Genomic DNA, 17,439 nt, shown 5'->3' on the forward strand with positions numbered 1-17,439 from the left:
GGCGGGTCGGACCGGCGGGTGGCGGGGCCCGGGCGGGGTGGGCCTATCAGGTCGGGTCGTTCCGATGGGGCCATTCGTGCCAAATGTAACCGGCGTGGCTGGTTTGCCGACCGCGTCCTTGCCGAGTGGCGGTCATCGGCTCGTAGGATCACCGCGCCTCAGTGGTCCGGTCCAGTCGCTGCAGCCGCTGCAGCGTCACGCTCGTCACGGTGGAGGTCACTCATGCATATTGCCCGTCGCAGGCTCCTCGGCGCCCTCGCAGGAGCGGCGGCCGTCGGCACGGTGCCCGGCGTGGCCGCCGCGGCCGTGCCCGGGGGCCCGGGAGGCGCGGAAGGCACAGAGAGCGCGGAAGGCGCGGAGAACGCCGATACGGAGTCCGCCGCCGACTTCGAGGACGTGACCTCCGCCGGGGACGAGAGCACGTCGGCGGGGCTGCCCGACGCCGGCGCCGAGCAGGACGAGGGGTCCGCGCCCGCCGCCGCGGGCGCCGCCGGAGCCGCCGCGGCCGCCCTCGCCCGGCTGCTGCCCCGCCACCACCGCCAGGTCACCTTCCGCACGGTGCCTCGCAAGGGCGGCGCGGACGCCTTCCGGGTGTCCGGGCGGGCGGGCGCGATCGTGGTGGCGGGCACGACGCCCGCGGTGCAGCTCACCGGCTTCCACTGGTACCTCAGACACGTCGCCCACGCCCACTTCTCCTGGAACGGGGCACAGGCCGCCCTCCCCGACCGCCTCCCCGGCGTCCGTACCCCCGTCGTCCGGGCGGCGAACGTCACCCACCGCTTCGTGCTCAACGACACGAACGACGGCTACACCGGCCCGTACAACGGGTGGGACTACTGGCAGCGCGAAATCGACGTACTGGCGCTGCACGGCTTCAACGAGGTCCTCGTCTACGCGGGCGCCGACGCGGTCTACCACCGCACGTTCCGCGCGCACGGCTACGGCGACGCCGAGCTGCGCGCCTGGCTGCCGGGCCCGGCCCACCAGCCGTGGTGGCTGCTGCAGAACATGGAGTCCTACGGCGGCCCCCTGTCCGCCCGGCTCCTGGAGCGCCGCACGGCCCTCGCGAAGAAGATCGTGGCCAGGCTGCGGGAGCTGGGCATGACGCCGGTGTTCCCCGGCTACTACGGCACCGTGCCGCCCGGCTTCGCCAAGCGCAACCCCGGCGCCCGCACCGTCCCGCAGGGCACCTGGGGCGGCTTCCGCCGGCCCGACTGGCTCGACCCGCGCACCGCGCACTTCCGCCGCGTCGCGGCGACCTTCTACCGGGTCCAGAAGGAGCTCTACGGCGCCACGTCCATGTACAAGATGGACCTGCTGCACGAAGGCGGGAAGCCGGGCGACGTGCCCGTCGCCGCCGCCGCCCGCGCCGTCGAGAAGGCGCTGCGCGCCGCCCACCCGCGCGCCACCTGGGCCATCCTCGGCTGGCAGGAGAACCCGCGGCGCGAGATCGTCGACGCCGTCGACCGCAAGCGCATGCTCATCCTGGACGGGGTCTCCGACCACTACCCCAAGGTCACCGACCGCGAGGACGACTGGGGCGGCACCCCGTACGCCTTCGGCTCCATCTGGAACTTCGGCGGGCACACCGCCATGGGCGCCAACACCCGCGACTGGGCCGCCCTCTTCGAGGACTGGCGCACCAAGCCGGGCAGCGCGCTCAAGGGCATCGCCCTGATGCCCGAGGCCGCCGACAACAACCCCGCGGCGCTCGCCCTCTTCAGCGACCTGGCCTGGACGGACGGCCGGGTCGACCTGGAGGGCTGGTTCGCGCAGTGGCCCCGCTACCGCTACGGCGCCGCCGACCCGCACGCCGCCCGCGCCTGGGACGTCCTGCGCCGCACCGCCTACGGCACGACCCGCGCCGACGGCTGGAGCGAGGCCGCCGACGGCCTCTTCGGCGCCCGCCCCGACCTGGCCGTCACCCACGCCGCCGCCTGGTCGCCCCGGCAACTGCGCTACGACCCGGACGCCTTCGAGGCGGCCCTCCCCGAACTCCTCGCGGTGGCCCCCTCCCTGCGCCGCAGCTCCGCCTACCGCTACGACCTCCTGGACGTGACCCGCCAGACGATCGCCAACCGCAGCCGCACCCTGCTCCCTCGCATCAAGGCCGCCTTCGAGGCGGGCGACCGCTCCCGGCTCCGCAACCTGACGCGCCAATGGCTCGACTGGATGGCGCTCCTGGAGGAGACCGTCGCCACCGACGCACACCACCTGCTCAGCCACTGGACGACGGCCGCCCGCGCCTGGGGCTCCTCGCCGGCCGAACGCGACCGCCTCGAACACGACGCCCTGACCCTGCTGACCACCTGGGGCCCCCGCCCTTCGGCCGACGGGGGCAAACTGCACGACTACGCCAACCGCGAGTGGTCGGGCCTGGTGGGCGGCCTCTACCGCAAGCGCTGGAAGACGTACTTCACGGAACTGGACGCGTCCCTGTCGGCCCGCCGCAAGCCGAAGCCGATCGACTGGTACGCCCTGGAGGAGCACTGGATCCGCCACCACCCGGCTTTGCGGACGAAGCCGGCGGGGAACGTGGTGAAGGTGGCGCGAAAGGTGGCACGACGGCTCTGAGCACGCCCGGCCCGACAATACGTCAGAGCCCCCGCCGGATTTCTCCGACGGGGGCTCTGATGTGTTGTGGACCTGAGGGGATTCGAACCCCTGACCCCCTCGATGCGAACGAGGTGCGCTACCGGACTGCGCCACAGGCCCTTGCAACGAGTGAAACTCTAGCACCCCCATCCGGGTGCTCGGAAATCCGCTCGCCGCTGGTCAGCGGCGCGGGCCGCGGAGGTGGCGCGGGTCACTCGTTGGCGGCGCGGGGGCGGTCGTCGTCGGCGTACTGGTCGAAGAGGGGGGTGCGGCCCCGTTCGCGGGGGCGGCGGCGGGGGCGGGAGGCGCGGCGCTCCTCCGCGGCGGCGCGTGCCCGGTCCGCCGCCGGGTCGGCGGTGCTGGAGCGTGCGGAGCTCCAGGTGTCCGGGGCGCCCAGGTCGACGCTGTCGCCGGCGCGCGGGGCGACCGGCGCGGTGACGTAGGTCGGCAGGGGGACGGGGACCGGGTCCCAGCCCTCGGCCGCGCCGCGGTCGCGCTGCTGGTCGACCCACTCGGCGTGGTCGGTCTGCTCCACGAGGGCGCGGCGGCCCGCGGCGGGCGAGGGCTCGGCCGGGCGCTCGCCGGCGGCGGGCGACGGGTGGGCGACGGTGTCAACGGGATCCGCGGCGTCGTGGGCGTCCGCCGCCTGGCGAGGGCGGACGCGGCCCTCGCGCAGGCGCTGGGCGGCCAGTTCGGCGCGGCGCTGGTCCATGGTGAAGGCGAAGCGGCGCCGCTCCTGGATGCGCAGGTACACGATGTACGCGCTGAGGAGCACCGCCGGGACGGCCGGGACCCACAGGAACGCCAGCCCGCCGACGCCCGCGACGATCGCGCCGACGGTGAAGGTCATGAAGAGGACGACCGTGGTGCGGCGACGGCGCGCGAGGACCTTCGAGCGCCGGGCGCGTGCGGCGGCGGCCGTCGGGGTCGCGGACGCCGCGGCGCGCTCCCCCGCAACTCCCTGGGCGCCCGGGGACACCGCAGAACCCTGGGGGCCGCCGGGCGGGCCCGCGGAGCCCGGCGCTTCCGCCGGTGCCCCGCCTCCTGCTCCGGGCATGCCTCCGGGCATGCCGAAGGGCCGGACGTCGACCATTTCGGTCGGCGCTTCCGGCTCGGGCGCACGGGCCGCCGGCTCCCCGGGCTCGCTTGAGACCGGCGCGTCGTCGGCGGCGCGCACTTCCAGGTCCTTGGCGTAACGGCGCTCCATCCCCGCCCGGCCCGACAGAAGCCGGATGGCGGTGCTGAAGCGTTCCGTCGGACGGGCTTCATTGAGCTCGTCCTGCCTACGGAGCCACATCGGCACCAAGTAGGCGGCCCAGGCCCCGACGATGACTGCGTAGATGAGGCCGCTGCTGCTCACACTTCACACCGTAGAGGGGTACGCGCAGGGGATTCCGCCAATTGGCCCGGTGTGTCGCACGATCCGGCTGATATCTCGAACTTTTTTTGTGATTGTTGAGACCGAGTCCACTCGAATACCGTCGATTGACGGTCACTTTCGAATATCTATTCTATTTCTGCGGGGTTCCCGGGCCGGGAACGGTGCCACCGCTGCAGGAGCCCCTCCGGGACCTCCTCGGCCGTCAGTGCGTAGACCAGGTGATCGCGCCAGGCTCCGTCGATGTGGAGGTAGCGGGGCCGCAGCCCCTCCTCCCGGAAGCCCAGCTTCTCCACCACCCGGCGGCTGGGCAGGTTCTCCGGCCGGATGCACACCTCCACGCGGTGCAGGCCGACCGAGCGGAAGCAGTGGTCGACCGCGAGCGCGACCGCGGTCGGCATCACGCCGCGGCCCGCGACGGCCGCGTCCACCCAGTAGCCGATGTGCGCCGAGCACATCGAGCCCCAGGTGATCCCGGCCACGGTCAGCTGGCCGGCCAGCCTGCCCTGATAGTCGATGACGAACGGCAGCATGCGCCCCGCGTGGGCCTCGGCCCGCAGGTGACGCACCATCTGCCGGTACGTGGGGCGGTGCGCGACCGGGCCGCCCGGCGGGGGCGGCGGGATCGTCGCCTCCCAGGGGCGCAGCCAGTCGCGGTTGCGCCGGTTGACCTCCCGCCAGGCGTGCTGGTCGCGCATCCGGATGGGGCGCAGGAGGACGTCGCCGTCCACGAGCTCGGCGGGCCGGCCGGCGTTCAGCGCGGGCTCCCCGGTCTCGGGTGATCGCCCCCGTGCACCTGCTCCACGGCGTGGACCAGCAGCCGGCCCAGCACGGCGAGGCCGTCGCGGACGCCGCCCGTCGATCCGGGCAGGTTCACGATCAGCGTCCGGCCCGCGAGCCCCGCCAGGCCCCGGGAGAGGGCGGCGGTGGGCACCTTGGCCAGCCCCTCGGCGCGGACGGCCTCGGCGATGCCGGGGACCTCCCGCTCGAGGAGGGGGCGGGTCGCCTCGGGCGTACGGTCGGTGGGCGACAGGCCGGTGCCGCCGGTGGTGACGATCACGTCGTAGGCGGCGGCGATCCCGTCGCGGAGGGCCGCCGCCACGGGGGCCCCGTCGTCGACGACGACGGGGCCGTCGGTCCGGAAGCCCATGGCTTCCAGCCCGGCTGCGAGGAGAGGGCCTCCCTTGTCCTCGTAGACGCCTGTCGCGGCCCGGTGGGAGGCGGTGACGACCAAAGCCCGGTACGGGGTCCGCTCCGCAGCGGCCGGCTGCTCGCCGGTGCGGCGGCCCGCCGGCGACGGCCCGTCCCCGGGCACGTGCCCCGCGGTCACGCGCCGTCCCCTTCATCCGCCGAGGGGGCGATTTCCTCCGCGGAGCGGGCGACGTAACGTCCCGACTTTCCGCCCGTCTTCTCCTCCACCCTGATGTCCGTGACAGTCGCGCCCTTGTCCACGGCCTTGACCATGTCCACGACCGTCAGGGCGGCGACGGCGACGGCCGTCATCGCCTCCATCTCCACGCCCGTGCGGTCGGTCGTCTTCACCGTGGCCGTGATCTCCACGGCGTCGTCGGCGACGGACAGGTCGACCTTCACGCCGGAGACGGCCAGCGGGTGGCAGAGCGGGATCAGGTCGGGGGTGCGCTTGGCGCCCATGATGCCGGCGATGCGGGCCGTGGCGAGGGCGTCGCCCTTGGGGACGCCCTCGCCGCGCAGCAGCTCCACCACGCGCGGCGCGACGAGGACCCGCCCGCTGGCACGGGCCGTGCGGGCGGTGACCTCCTTGGCCGAGACGTCGACCATGCGGGCCGCGCCCGCGCTGTCGATGTGGGTGAGGCGGGAGGCCTCGGGCGGGTCCTGGGCGCTGCTCATGGTTCTCCTGGTCCGGGTCCTGTTGGGCAGACACCGTACCGGCAGCGCGCGGCGGGTGACCGGCCGAGGAGTCAGCCGAGGAGCACCACGTCGACCTCCGTGCCGGCGGCGACGGAGGTGGTCTCCTCGGGGACGACGACGAGGGCGTTGGCCTGGGCGAGGGCCTTCACCAGGTGCGAGCCGGCGCCGCCGACGAGCGAGACCGTGCCCGTGCCCGGCTCGTGGCGGGCCCGCAGGAACTGGCGGCGGCCCTGCGGCGAGGAGGCGACGGCGTCGGTGCACACGGCGCGCACGGTGGTGCGGTCGACGGGGTCGAGCCCCATGAGCGCCCGCAGGGCGGGGCGGACGAAGAGCTCGAAGGAGACGTAGCAGCTGACGGGGTTGCCCGGGAGGGCGAAGAGCGGGACCCGGTCGGGGCCGATGCGGCCGAAGCCCTGCGGCTTGCCGGGCTGCATGGCGAGCCGGCGGAAGGAGACGCTGCCCTCCTCGCCCGCGAGCCCGGAGAGGGTCTCCTTGACCACGTCGTACGCGCCGACGCTGACGCCGCCGCTGGTGACGACCGCGTCGGCGCGGATGAGCTGGTCCTCCAGGGTGGCGCGCAGGATCTCGGCGTCGTCGTCGACGGCGCCGACGCGGTAGGCGATGGCCCCGGCGTCGCGCGCGCAGGCGGACAGCACGAAGCTGTTGGAGTCGTGGATACGGCCGGGCGCGAGCTCCTCGCCCGGCTGGACGAGCTCGCTGCCGGTGGACATGACGACCACGCGGGGCCGCGGCCGGACCAGGACGGTGGCCCGCCCGATGGCCGCCAGCAGGCCGATCTGGGCCGGGCCGAGGACGGTGCCCGCGGCGAGGGCCAGCTCGCCCGTGCAGGCGTCGCTGCCGCGGGCGCGGACGTGGGCGCGGGCGGTGACGGACCGGTGGACGCGGACCTCCCCGCCGGAGCGCTCGGGGACCTTGCTGTGGGCGTCCATGGCGACGGCGGGGCCCGCGCCCGCGCCGCCGTCGGTCCACTCCACGGGGACGACGGCCTCGGCACCGGACGGCAGCGGGGCGCCGGTCATGATCCGGGCGGCCTCGCCGGGGCCCACCGTGACGGCCGCACCGCCGCCGCCCGCCGCGATATCACCGACGACGGTGAGGACCGCGGGGAACTCCTCCGTGGCGCCCTCGACGTCGGCCGTGCGGACCGCGTAGCCGTCCATGGAGCTGTTGTCGAAGGGCGGCAGGGCGGCCGGAACGGTGACGTCCTCGACCAGGACGCAGCCCTGGGCTTCCGGCAGCTGCAGCTCGATCGGCTCCAGGGGCCGGATCTTCCCCAGGACGTCGGCGAGGTGCTCCTCCACCGTCCACAGGCGGTCCGGGTCGTCCGTCGCGTCGGGGACGGGGTCGGTGGCCGTGTCGGCGGCGGTACTGCTCAAGGTGCTACATCTCCTCGGTGACGTAACGGCGGAGCCAGGCGCGGAAGTCCGGTCCTAGATCCTCACGCTCGCAGGCCAGTCTGACAATGGCGCGCAGGTAGTCACCGCGGTCACCCGTGTCGTAGCGGCGGCCCTTGAAGATCACGCCGTGCACGGGCCCGCCGAGGCCGGGCTCGGCCGCGAGCGCCTGCAGGGCGTCGGTGAGCTGGATCTCGCCGCCGCGGCCGGGCGGGGTCTCGCGCAGCACGTCGAAGACGGCCGGGTCGAGGACGTAGCGGCCGATCACCGCGTAATTGCTGGGGGCCTCGGAAGGGTCCGGCTTCTCGACGAGGCCCGTGACCTGCACCACACCGTCGGTGTCGGTGGGCTTCACGGCCGCGCAGCCGTACATCCCGACCTGGGCGGGGTCGACCTCCATGAGGGCGATCACGCTGCCGCCGTGCTTGCGCTGGATCGCGACCATGTGGGACAGCAGCGGGTCCCGGATGTCGATGAGGTCGTCGCCGAGGAGGACGGCGAAGGGCTCGTTGCCGACGTGCGGGGCGGCGCACAGAACGGCGTGGCCGAGGCCCCGGGGGTCGCCCTGGCGGACGTAGTGCATGGTCGCCAGGTCGCTGGACTCCTGCACCCGCGCGAGCCGGGATTCGTCCCCCTTGCGGCGCAGCGCCTCCTCCAGCTCGTAATTCCGGTCGAAGTGGTCCTCGAGCGGGCGCTTGTTACGCCCTGTGATCATGAGGACGTCCGAGAGACCGGCGAGGACGGCCTCCTCCACCACGTACTGGATCGCCGGCTTGTCCACGACAGGCAGCATTTCCTTGGGCGTGGCCTTGGTGGCAGGCAGAAATCGGGTGCCGAGACCGGCTGCGGGAATGACAGCCTTGCTGATCCGAGGACGCGAGTGAGTCATGGGCCGAACACTATCCGTTGAGATTGTGCGGAGGATGAGGCTCCACCGAGTATGCCCCCAGGCAAGGAGTTTGTACGCACAGTGATCAAGTACGACGGTAGCAAGGCAGGGTTGCGGCGCGGTCTCCTGGCGGTGAGATCCGCGTTGACCTCGGATGACGTGGCGGAAGCGGGGGCCGCACTGGCCCGCCGCGCCCTGGAGCTCCCTGAGCTCGCGGAGGCCGCGACGGTGGCCGCGTACGTCTCCGTGGGGCGCGAACCGGGCACCCGCGCGCTCCTGGAGGCGCTCCGCCACCGGGGGGTACGGGTGCTGCTCCCGGTCCTCCTGGAGGACAACGATCTCGACTGGGCCGTCTACGAGGGCCCGGACCGTCTCGTACGGGCCGGGCGCGGCCTCCTGGAGCCGGACGGCCTCCGGCTCGGGCCGGAGGCCGTGACCTCTGCGGACGCGGTGCTGCTGCCGGGGCTGGCGGTGGATGGGCGCGGGATGCGGCTGGGCCGCGGCGGGGGTTCGTACGACCGGGTCCTGGCCCGGTTGTCCCGTGCGGGACGGGCTCCCAAGCTGGTGGTCCTGCTGTACGACAGCGAGGTCGTCGACCAGGTGCCGGTCGAGGCGCACGATCGCCGGGTAGACGCGGTGGTGACCCCGAGCGGGGCGCGGCGCTTTTCGCGCTAGCGCGCTCGTCCTCAAACGCCGGACGGGCTGATTTTTTGCTGAGCCTCAGCAAAAAATCAGCCCGTCCGGCGTTCGGAGTCCGGGGCGGAGCCCCGGGAACCCTACGGCTTAAGGGTCAGCTCGGCGTCCGTGCCCTTCTTCACCGCGTCCGCGGAGAACGCCCACGGCAAGAGCTCACCCTTGGCCCACTTGTCCGTCTGGTCGTAGTAGTGCGCGTTGTACGCGTGACCGGACGCACCGGTGAGGTTGATCCACCGGGACTTGTCGAGGTCGGCGAGGTTGACGACCATCCGCATGGACGGGACCCAGATCACGTCGTAGCCGCCGGCCGCGTTCCAGCCGGCCGCGTTGACCGCGGCCTCGCCGCCGGCGAGGTTCCACGGGCCGCGGTTGAGCATCCAGCGGACGATGCCGGGGCCCTCCTTGCCGAGGGTCTGGTTCTTCAGGTTCAGCTGGTGGAGGCGGCCCCAGCTCCAGGAGTTGACGTCCTTGCCGAGCTTGGAGGTCAGCTCCCAGCGCGCGTCCTTCATGGCGCGGGCGAGCAGCTCGTCGCGGTTGCCGGCGCCGGCGCGGCCGCCGGTCTTCCACCAGTCGTCGTTCGGCTTGTCGAGGATGCCGCGGACGACCTCGAACCAGCGGTCGCCGCCGTCGGGCTGCGCCAAGTCCGGGTCGCGCTCGCCGCACTCGCGCACCAGGCGGGTGTTGCCGTCGAGGTCTTCCTGGGGGCCGGCGTCGTTGGCCGGGCGGACCCGCAGGCACTGGCCCTTGACGCGCAGCTCCTTGGGGAGCTTGTTGCCGAAGGCGAGCTTGAGGGTGTTGCGCCAGACGGCGTTGAAGTACGCGGCGGCGGCCGAGTCGGCCTCCTGGGTGTAGTCCCAGCCTTCGAGGAGCTTCTGGGCCTCGCGGACGTACTTCGTCTCGCGCTCGTTCTCGGCCTTGATGTCGATCTTCAGCAGGTAGGGCGTCAGCAGCTTGGCGATCTCGCTGCTGTTGTCCATCTGCATCTTCTGCATGTCGTCCGTCGAGATCTTGCCGCCGTCCTTGATCTTCGACTGGATGAGGTCGTTGATCCGCTGGCTGCGGGCGCCGTAGCCCCAGTCGCCGGTGAGGGCGTGGGGGTACTTCTTGTCGGTGACGGCCTGGTTGGCGGTGACGATGTAGCCGCGCTTGGGGTTGAGCTCCCACGGCAGCTCGCCCGGCTTGAGGAAGCCGGTCCACTGGTAGGCGGGGTCCCAGCCGGGCGCGGGCATGCGGCCGTCGCCCTTGCGGACGGGGATGCGGCCCGGGGCCTGGTAGCCGATGTTGCCCTTGGTGTCGGCGTAGATCAGGTTCTGCGAGGGGACCTCGAACCCGGCCGCGGCCTTGCGGAACGACGCGAAGTCGGTGGCGCGGTTGAGGTCCAGGAGGGCGTCCATCGTCCGGCCGGCGTCGAGCGCGGTCCAGCGCAGCGAGACGGCGTAGCCCTCGGCGCGGTCGGGCGCCGGGTCCTTGACGGGGGCGTCCTTGCCGACCTTGCCCAGCTCGCTGTTGCGGTCGGAGACGACGGGGCCGTTCCGGGTGGAGCGGACGGTGATGGTGCGGTCGCCGCCGCCGGCGACCTTGATGGTCTCCTTGCGGGTGGCGAAGGGGACCTGCTTGTTGTCGTAGAGGTAGCTGTCGGAGGTGACCTTCTCCAGGTAGAGGTCGGTCACGTCCGCGCCGAGGTTGGTCATGCCCCAGGCGATGTCCTGGTTGTGGCCGATGACCACGCCGGGCATGCCGGCGAAGGTGTAGCCGGCCACGTCGTACGGGCAGGCCGGGCCGGTCTTGGTGCAGTGCAGGCCCATCTGGTACCAGAGCGAGGGCAGCTGCGGGGCGAGGTGCGGGTCGTTGGCGAGCAGCGGCTTGCCGGTCGTCGTGTACTGGCCGGCGACGACCCACGAGTTGGAGCCGATGCCGTTGCCGGACGGGCCGAGCAGCGCCGGGATCTTGTCCAGGGTGCCGGACAGGGCGGTCAGGCCGGAGCGCAGTCCGCCGGCCGCGCCGGCGCCGCCGCTGGTGGCGGGGGTGCCGTTGTTGTTCTGGGCGCCGGGGGTGCCGTTCGTGCCCGGTGTGCCCGCCGTGCCCGTCCCGCCGGGCTGCCCGTTCCGGCCGTTCTGGCCGGCCTGCCCCGTCTGCCCGGTCTGTCCTGTCTGACCCTCCGTCGGCGTGGCCTTCGGGTCGAACTCCTTGGTGGCCGGGTCGACGGCGCCGCCCTCGACGATCGGCTTGTTCCGGCCGTACGGGTACGCCGGGTACAGCTGCTCGATCTGCTGGGGGCTCAGCCGCGTCGAGGCGAGCGAGCGGTCGATCTCGCTCTGCAGGTTGCCGCGCAGGTCCCAGGCCATGGCCTTGAGCCAGGCGACCGAGTCGACCGGGGTCCACTTCTCCGGCTTGTACTCGTTCTCGAACTCCAGGGCCGCGTACTCGACGGACAGCGACTTGCCCTGATGGTCCTTGAGGTAGGCGTTGACACCGTCGGAGTACGCCTGGAGGTACTTCTTGGTGGTCGCCGACAGCTTGGTGTCGTACTCCTCCTGCGCGACCTTCCGCCAGCCCATGGTCCGGACGAACGCATCCGTCTCAACCTGGCCGTCGCCGAACATCTCGGACAGGCGGCCCGCCGTCAGATGGCGCCGGACGTCCATCTCCCAGAACCGGTCCTGCGCCTGGACGAAGCCCTGGGCACGGAAGAGGTCCTCGGCGCTCTCCGCATAGATCTGCGGAATGCCGTGGTCGTCACGCGCGACCTTCACCTGCCCGCCCAGACCCTTGAGCTGCAGGGTGCCGCTGGTCTCCGGGAAGGAGGCGCGCACCGTACTGACGCTCCAGTACGCGCCGAAGCCGATGCCCGCGACGAGCAGCAGCACGACGGTGATCACGAGCAGGCGGGCACGTCGCCCCTTCTTTTTCTTGCCGGAAGGGCCGGTCTTGTTGGCGGGCATCGCTGTCCTTAGAGGGGCAGGGTGGTCCTGGAGTGCTGGAAGCAACCATAGGCGCAGGGCGGTGAGCGCCCGGACGCGGATGCCGGACCGTGCAGTGAGATCGATCCCTCCCGGCACCCTCGCGAGGCAGGCACGCGTCAAGAACCCGTAAAATATTAGATGAGGAAATGAAGTTCCCCTCGGCCGGAGGAACGTTCCGGCCGTCGTCCGTGGCAAGACACTCGTCGCAAGACGCTCGTGAAGGGACCGGCCCCTGACTGTCCACCACCTCAACGAACTCCTGCTGATCTGCTCCCTCGTCCTGCTCGTCGCAGTGGCGGCGGTACGCATCTCTTCGCGCAGCGGGCTGCCGAGCCTGCTCATCTACCTCGGCATCGGGGTCGCCATCGGCCAGGACGGCATCGGCGTCTCCTTCAACGACGTGGGCCTGACCCAGGTGATCGGCTACGCCGCCCTGGTCGTCATCCTCGCCGAGGGCGGTCTCGGCACGAAGTGGCACGAAATCAAACCGGCGCTGCCCGCGGCCGCCGTGCTGTCCACCTTCGGCGTCGCGGTGAGCGTCGGGCTGACCGCCGCGGCCGCGCACTACCTCGCGGGCGTCGACTGGCGGCAGGCCCTGATCATCGGCGCGGTGGTGTCCTCGACGGACGCGGCGGCCGTCTTCTCCGTCCTGCGCAACGTCCCCCTGCCGTCCCGGCTCACCGGTGTCCTGGAGGCCGAGTCCGGCTTCAACGACGCCCCCGTCGTCATCCTCGTCGTCGCCTTCTCGGCGGCCGGCCCCGTCGAGCACTGGTACCTGCTGCTGGGCAAGATCGCCCTGGAGCTGGCGATCGGCGCCGCCGTCGGCATCGCGTTCGGGATGCTCGGCGCGTACGGCCTGCGGCACGTGGCGCTGCCCGCCTCCGGCCTCTACCCCATCGCCGTGATGGCCATCGCCACCGCCGCCTACGCGGGCGGCGCCCTCGCGCACGGGTCCGGCTTCCTCGCCGTCTACCTCGCGGCCCTGATCCTCGGCAATGCCAAGCTGCCGCACTGGCCCGCCACCCGCGGCTTCGCCGAGGGGCTCGGCTGGATCGCCCAGATCGGCATGTTCGTCCTGCTCGGCCTGCTGGTCACCCCGCACGAGCTGGGCGACGACATCATCCCCGCCCTGGTCGTGGGGCTGGTCCTGACCATGATCGCGCGGCCGGTGTCCGTCTTCCTGAGCACGGCGCCCTTCCGGACCCCCTGGCAGGAGAAGGCCCTGCTGTCCTGGGCCGGGCTGCGCGGCGCGGTGCCCATCGTGCTCGCCACCATCCCGATGGTGGCCGGGGTGGACGACAGCCGCACGATCTTCAACATCGTCTTCGTGCTGGTGATCGTCTACACCCTGGTCCAGGGCCCGACGCTGCCCTGGCTGGCGCGTCACCTGCGGCTGGGCGAGAACGAGCCGGAGGACCTCGGCATCGAGTCGGCGCCGCTGGAGCGGCTGCGCGGCCACCTGCTGTCCGTCGCCATCCCCGAGGGCTCGCGGATGCACGGCGTGGAGGTCTCCGAGCTGCGGCTGCCGGCCGGGGCCGCGGTCACCCTGATCGTCCGGGAGGGCAAGAGCTTCGTGCCCCAGCCCGCGACCGTGCTGCGCCGACTCGACGAACTGCTCGTCGTGGCCACGGACCCGGTGCGCGACGCGACCGAGAAGCGGCTGCGGGCGGTCGGCGAGGGCGGCAAGCTGGCGGGCTGGCTGGGCGCGACGGGGAACCACCGGGAGCCGCCCGCGAACCCTTCTGTGACGAAGGCCATAGGCATATCCAAGGGTCCCCGTATGATAAAGAGGAAGTAATCATTCACTCCCGCTCCCAGCGGGAGGTTTCCCCAGATTCACACCGAACCAACTCTGCCTGATGCAGGGCTGGCGCGACCGCACGGCGGCCGCGGTCGCACGAGGCGGCCGGAAGGCATCTACCACGGTCCTGCGCGAGAGGACAGCTCTCGGCGCGCTCCGTGGCGGCTTGCCGTCCGGTGGCGCGCTACCAGGCGGCGGAAAGGCCTGGGCCGTGGCATCCACGGTCAACGAACGGCCCGGATACGGGCAGCTGCTGCGCACCCCCGGTGCGTGGACGTTCCTGCTGCCGGGCTTCCTGGCCCGGCAGCCGTTCGCAATGCTGACGATCGGCATCCTGCTGCTGGTCAACGACACCACCGGCTCGTACGGCACCGCGGGCACCGTCTCGGCGACGGCGGGCGTGGCCATGGCCCTGTTCGCTCCGCAGGGCGGCAAGCTCGCGGACCGCTTCGGCCAGGCCGTGGTCCTGATCCCCGGCGTCGTCGTGCACGCCGCGGCGATCTCGCTGCTGACGGTGCTCGCGCTGTCGGACGCGCCCCTGTGGGCGCTGCTCGTGGCGGCCGTGCCGGCCGGTGCCTCGACCCCGCAGATCGGCCCGATGGTGCGGGCGCGCTGGGCGAGCAAGCTCGACGGCTCACCTCTCATGTCGACGGCGGCGGCCTTCGAGTCCGTCACCGACGAGTTCACCTTCGTGATCGGCCCGGTGCTGGCCACGGCGCTGTGCACCGGCGTCCACCCGGCCGCCGGTCTGGTCGCGGAGGCCGTACTGACCCTGGCCGGCGGTCTGCTGTTCGCCTCGCAGCGGCGCACGCAGCCGCAGCCGAGCCGCACGGCGGGCGGCGCCGCCGGGACCGGCAAGCGCGTCTCCGCGCTGTCCGTGCCGGGCGTGCGGGTGCTGGCGATCGTCATGCTCGGCATCGGCACCGTCTTCGGCGGCATGCAGGTGTCGATGACCGCCTTCACCAAGGAGATGGGCGAGCCGGGCCTGAACGGTCTGATGTACGGCGCCTTCGCAGCCGGAAACATGATCGCGGGCATCGCCTGCGGCGTCATCGCCTGGAAGACGAGCCCGCAGCGCCGGCTGCTGCTGGCCTACCCGCTGCTGGTGCTGGCCACGACCCCGCTGTGGGCCGCGCACCACATGGTCGTGCTCGGTGCCCTGGGCATGGCGGTGGGTCTGTGCATCGCACCCTCGCTGATCACCGGCTACACGCTGGTGGAGAAGCTGGTCCCGGCGGGCGCCCGCACCGAGGCGTTCACCTGGCTGACCGGCGCCGTCGGCCTCGGCCAGGCGGCCGGTGCGACGGTGGGCGGGCGGCTGATCGACAGCCACGGCGCGAGCACCGGTTTCCTGGTGCCGCTGGGCGGTACGGCGGTCGCGCTGCTGGTCCTGCTGCTCCTGCGGAAGGCGCTGACCCCGCGCTCGGAGTCGGTCCTCGCAGCACGTGGGGTCGGTCACCGTGAGCCCGTCTCGGTGGACTGACGGACAGGAATACTGCAGTATGGATCGTCGTTAGCACTCAACGAGTGAGAGTGCCAGGAGGAGCAAGTGCCGACTTACCAGTACCAGTGCACCGAGTGCGGCGAGGGCCTCGAGGCGGTGCAGAAGTTCACCGATGACGCCTTGACCGAGTGCCCCGGCTGCCAGGGGCGCCTGAAGAAGGTCTTCTCCGCGGTCGGCATCGTCTTCAAGGGCTCCGGCTTCTACCGGAACGACAGCCGCGGCTCGTCGTCCAGCAGCTCGCCCGCGAAGCCTTCGACGACCTCGTCGTCCGCCTCGAAGAGCTCGGACACGAAGTCCCCGGCCTCTCCGGCCTCCTCGGCGTCCTCGTCGGCCACGGCCGCCACCGGCACCTCGGCCGCCTGACCGGTCGCAGTTCTTCCCGTAGAGCCCTTCACCTCCCCGGAGGTGAAGGGCTCTACGGCATGCCCTGACCCGCCGTTAGGGTGACCCTCATGGTCGAAATGCACAGTGCGCGTGCGGGTATAGGCGTCATCGGCGGGTCCGGTTTCTACTCCTTCCTGGAGGATGTGACCGAGGTCACGGTCATGACGCCGTACGGGTCGCCGAGCGATTCCCTCTTCGTCGGCGAGCTCGCCGGGCGGAAGGTCGCCTTCCTCCCCCGCCACGGCCGCGGCCACCACCTGCCGCCCCACCGCATCAACTACCGGGCCAACCTGTGGGCCCTGCGCTCGCTCGGCGTGCGGCAGGTCCTCGCCCCGTGCGCGGTCGGCGGCCTGCAGCCGCAGTACGGGCCGGGCACGCTGGTCGTCCCCGACCAGCTCGTGGACCGGACGAAGGCGCGGGCACAGAGCTACTTCGACGGCGACATGCTCCCCGACGGCCGGGTGCCCAACGTCGTCCACACCTCCTTCGCCGACCCCTACTGCCCCACCGGGCGCGCGGTGGCGGTCGCGGTGGCGCGCGGGCACGGCTGGGAGCCGGTGGTGGACGGCGGCACGATGGTCGTCATAGAGGGGCCGCGCTTCTCCACCCGGGCCGAGTCGCGCTGGCACGCCGCCCAGGGCTGGACGGTCGTCGGCATGACCGGGCACCCCGAGGCCGTGCTCGCCCGCGAGCTGGAGCTCTGCTACACCTCGATGGCGCTGGTGACGGACCTGGACGCGGGCGCCGAGACGGGCCAGGGAGTCTCGCACGACGAGGTCATGCGGGTCTTCGGGGAGAACGTGGGACGCTTGCGCGAGGTGCTCTTCGCGGCGGTCACGGCCCTGCCGGAGACCAAGGAGCGCAGCTGCCTGTGCGCGGACGTGCACCGGGGCTGGGACCTGGGGATCGAACTGCCTTGATGACGGGCCCCCGGCCGAATATGGAATCCTCTGTTCCGGAGCATCCGGAGTAACTGGAGCATCCACGACATTCGGCTGGATACAGGGCGAGAAAGGCTGTGCAGTGACGACGACGAAGACCGGGGTCCTCGGCGGATTCAAGGCGTTCCTCATGCGGGGCAACGTCATAGACCTCGCCGTCGCCGTCGTCATCGGCGCAGCGTTCACGAACATCGTGAACTCGGTGGTCAAGGGCGTGATCAACCCGGTGGTGGGGGCCTTCGGCACGAAGGACCTCGATCACTACGCGTCCTGCCTGAAGGGCCCCTGCGTCAAGAACGCGGCCGGCGAGGTCACCAAGGGCGTCTTCATCCAGTGGGGCTCGGTGCTCAGCGCGACCCTCACGTTCCTGATCACGGCCGCAGTCGTCTACTTCCTGATGCTGCTGCCGATGAAGCGCTGGCAGGACCGGCAGGCGGCCCGCACACCGGCGGCCCCGGCCAAGGAGACCGAGCTGGAGCTGCTCACGCAGATCCGCGACGCGCTCGTGGAGCAGCGCCGCGAGCCGGGCTCGGAGACGGTGCCGGCGCAGAGGTAGGGCGCGGCCCGCAGCCGACTGACGGCGCTCGGGCCTGCCTGAAAAATCCCGCCGCAGCGGCGAGAAGCCACGATGGCGAGGGTCCGGCGGAATACGGAGCCGCCGGACCCCGTACGAGATACAGCCCTCAGATGTGGTGCGGCGGCTTCTCGTCCAGGAAGCGGGAAAGATCCGCGGCCGAACCGCCGGAGGCAGGCCGCTCGCCCCAGCCGCGGTCGGTGTCGTCCGAGGACTGCTGCGACAGCGGGTCGTCGAAGATCAGGGCGGCGGCCGCGGGGTTGCGCGGCCGCGGCGCGGGGGCCGGAGCGGCTTCGGCAGTGGCCTCGGGGCCGGTCTCGGGGGCGGTGTCACTCATACGCCCAGGGTACGGGGCGGGCCCGGCACCCCCGTCCGTACCGTTCCCGCGCGCGCACGGGGCCGTCCGCGG

The 17,439-nt window shown here is 72.3% G+C and carries 15 protein-coding genes and 1 tRNA gene; 7 read left to right on the forward strand and 9 right to left on the reverse strand.

Features of this window, described 5'->3' with window-relative positions:
- Nucleotides 1-222 precede the first annotated feature (222 nt).
- Nucleotides 223-2,574 (forward strand): alpha-N-acetylglucosaminidase, encoded by a 2,352-nt coding sequence (locus FGW37_RS13180; protein ID WP_179081250.1) that lies wholly within the window; start codon nt 223-225, stop codon nt 2,572-2,574.
- 67 nt (nt 2,575-2,641) lie between these two features.
- Here the strand turns inward: FGW37_RS13180 and FGW37_RS13185 are convergent.
- The 7 genes from FGW37_RS13185 to galU all read right to left on the reverse strand — a co-directional run bounded on the left by FGW37_RS13185 (nt 2,642) and on the right by galU (nt 8,167).
- Nucleotides 2,642-2,715: transfer RNA gene (locus tag FGW37_RS13185), tRNA-Ala, on the reverse strand.
- A 91-nt stretch (nt 2,716-2,806) separates the two neighbouring features.
- Nucleotides 2,807-3,955 carry a divisome protein SepX/GlpR gene (gene sepX / locus FGW37_RS13190; protein WP_179081251.1) on the reverse strand — a complete coding sequence of 383 codons (1,149 nt, stop codon included), beginning with the start codon at nt 3,953-3,955 and terminating at the stop codon, nt 2,807-2,809.
- Nucleotides 3,956-4,101: 146 nt separating this feature from the next.
- Entirely contained in the window at nt 4,102-4,671 is a 570-nt protein-coding gene (locus FGW37_RS13195) for a GNAT family N-acetyltransferase (protein WP_246430777.1), read from the reverse strand.
- Nucleotides 4,672-4,727: 56 nt separating this feature from the next.
- Complete coding sequence (locus FGW37_RS13200) at nt 4,728-5,207, reverse strand: MogA/MoaB family molybdenum cofactor biosynthesis protein (RefSeq protein ID WP_246430778.1); 480 nt, start codon at nt 5,205-5,207, stop codon at nt 4,728-4,730.
- Nucleotides 5,208-5,299: 92 nt separating this feature from the next.
- Entirely contained in the window at nt 5,300-5,842 is a 543-nt protein-coding gene (gene moaC / locus FGW37_RS13205; RefSeq protein ID WP_179081252.1) for a cyclic pyranopterin monophosphate synthase MoaC, read from the reverse strand.
- Between the two features lie 71 nt (nt 5,843-5,913).
- A complete protein-coding gene (gene glp, locus FGW37_RS13210) occupies nt 5,914-7,194 on the reverse strand; it encodes a molybdotransferase-like divisome protein Glp (RefSeq protein WP_246430779.1) in 1,281 nt (426 codons plus the stop codon).
- Between the two features lie 70 nt (nt 7,195-7,264).
- The gene (gene galU / locus FGW37_RS13215) at nt 7,265-8,167 is read right to left on the reverse strand and encodes a UTP--glucose-1-phosphate uridylyltransferase GalU (RefSeq protein WP_058046690.1); all 903 of its coding nucleotides are present in this window, start codon (nt 8,165-8,167) and stop codon (nt 7,265-7,267) included.
- Between the two features lie 51 nt (nt 8,168-8,218).
- Here galU and FGW37_RS13220 point away from each other — a divergent pair, with 51 nt between their 5' ends.
- A complete protein-coding gene (locus FGW37_RS13220) occupies nt 8,219-8,842 on the forward strand; it encodes a 5-formyltetrahydrofolate cyclo-ligase (RefSeq protein WP_179081253.1) in 624 nt (207 codons plus the stop codon).
- Nucleotides 8,843-8,943: 101 nt separating this feature from the next.
- Here FGW37_RS13220 and FGW37_RS13225 read toward each other — a convergent pair whose 3' ends face one another.
- A complete protein-coding gene (locus FGW37_RS13225) occupies nt 8,944-11,805 on the reverse strand; it encodes a penicillin acylase family protein (protein WP_179081254.1) in 2,862 nt (953 codons plus the stop codon).
- Nucleotides 11,806-12,118: 313 nt separating this feature from the next.
- Here FGW37_RS13225 and FGW37_RS13230 point away from each other — a divergent pair, with 313 nt between their 5' ends.
- The 5 genes from FGW37_RS13230 to mscL all read left to right on the forward strand — a co-directional run bounded on the left by FGW37_RS13230 (nt 12,119) and on the right by mscL (nt 17,012).
- On the forward strand, nt 12,119-13,624 hold the full coding sequence (locus tag FGW37_RS13230; RefSeq protein ID WP_246430378.1) for a potassium/proton antiporter: 1,506 nt from the start codon (nt 12,119-12,121) through the stop codon (nt 13,622-13,624).
- A gap of 214 nt (nt 13,625-13,838) precedes the next feature.
- Nucleotides 13,839-15,110 (forward strand): MFS transporter, encoded by a 1,272-nt coding sequence (locus FGW37_RS13235; RefSeq protein WP_179081255.1) that lies wholly within the window; start codon nt 13,839-13,841, stop codon nt 15,108-15,110.
- Between the two features lie 66 nt (nt 15,111-15,176).
- Nucleotides 15,177-15,494 carry an FmdB family zinc ribbon protein gene (locus FGW37_RS13240; protein ID WP_179081256.1) on the forward strand — a complete coding sequence of 106 codons (318 nt, stop codon included), beginning with the start codon at nt 15,177-15,179 and terminating at the stop codon, nt 15,492-15,494.
- Between the two features lie 89 nt (nt 15,495-15,583).
- Nucleotides 15,584-16,435 (forward strand): S-methyl-5'-thioadenosine phosphorylase, encoded by an 852-nt coding sequence (locus FGW37_RS13245; RefSeq protein ID WP_179081257.1) that lies wholly within the window; start codon nt 15,584-15,586, stop codon nt 16,433-16,435.
- Nucleotides 16,436-16,538: 103 nt separating this feature from the next.
- Nucleotides 16,539-17,012 (forward strand): large conductance mechanosensitive channel protein MscL, encoded by a 474-nt coding sequence (gene mscL, locus FGW37_RS13250; RefSeq protein ID WP_179081258.1) that lies wholly within the window; start codon nt 16,539-16,541, stop codon nt 17,010-17,012.
- Between the two features lie 127 nt (nt 17,013-17,139).
- Here mscL and FGW37_RS13255 read toward each other — a convergent pair whose 3' ends face one another.
- Entirely contained in the window at nt 17,140-17,367 is a 228-nt protein-coding gene (locus FGW37_RS13255) for a hypothetical protein (RefSeq protein ID WP_179081259.1), read from the reverse strand.
- Nucleotides 17,368-17,439: the final 72 nt, after the last annotated feature.

Origin of the sequence: Streptomyces rectiverticillatus, from assembly GCF_013394065.1 — a bacterium.
GTDB lineage: Bacteria > Actinomycetota > Actinomycetes > Streptomycetales > Streptomycetaceae > Streptomyces > Streptomyces rectiverticillatus.

What these genes read in the sequence shown, in the direction of transcription:
- galU (WP_058046690.1), bottom strand. Translation starts at nt 8,167, where the DNA reads ATGACTCACTCGCGTCCTCGGATCAGCAAGGCTGTCATTCCCGCAGCC.
- moaC (WP_179081252.1), bottom strand. Translation starts at nt 5,842, where the DNA reads ATGAGCAGCGCCCAGGACCCGCCCGAGGCCTCCCGCCTCACCCACATC.
- FGW37_RS13225 (WP_179081254.1), bottom strand. Translation starts at nt 11,805, where the DNA reads ATGCCCGCCAACAAGACCGGCCCTTCCGGCAAGAAAAAGAAGGGGCGA.
- FGW37_RS13255 (WP_179081259.1), bottom strand. Translation starts at nt 17,367, where the DNA reads ATGAGTGACACCGCCCCCGAGACCGGCCCCGAGGCCACTGCCGAAGCC.
- FGW37_RS13220 (WP_179081253.1), top strand. Translation starts at nt 8,219, where the DNA reads ATGCCCCCAGGCAAGGAGTTTGTACGCACAGTGATCAAGTACGACGGT.
- FGW37_RS13180 (WP_179081250.1), top strand. Translation starts at nt 223, where the DNA reads ATGCATATTGCCCGTCGCAGGCTCCTCGGCGCCCTCGCAGGAGCGGCG.
- FGW37_RS13245 (WP_179081257.1), top strand. Translation starts at nt 15,584, where the DNA reads ATGGTCGAAATGCACAGTGCGCGTGCGGGTATAGGCGTCATCGGCGGG.
- FGW37_RS13195 (WP_246430777.1), bottom strand. Translation starts at nt 4,671, where the DNA reads ATGCGCGACCAGCACGCCTGGCGGGAGGTCAACCGGCGCAACCGCGAC.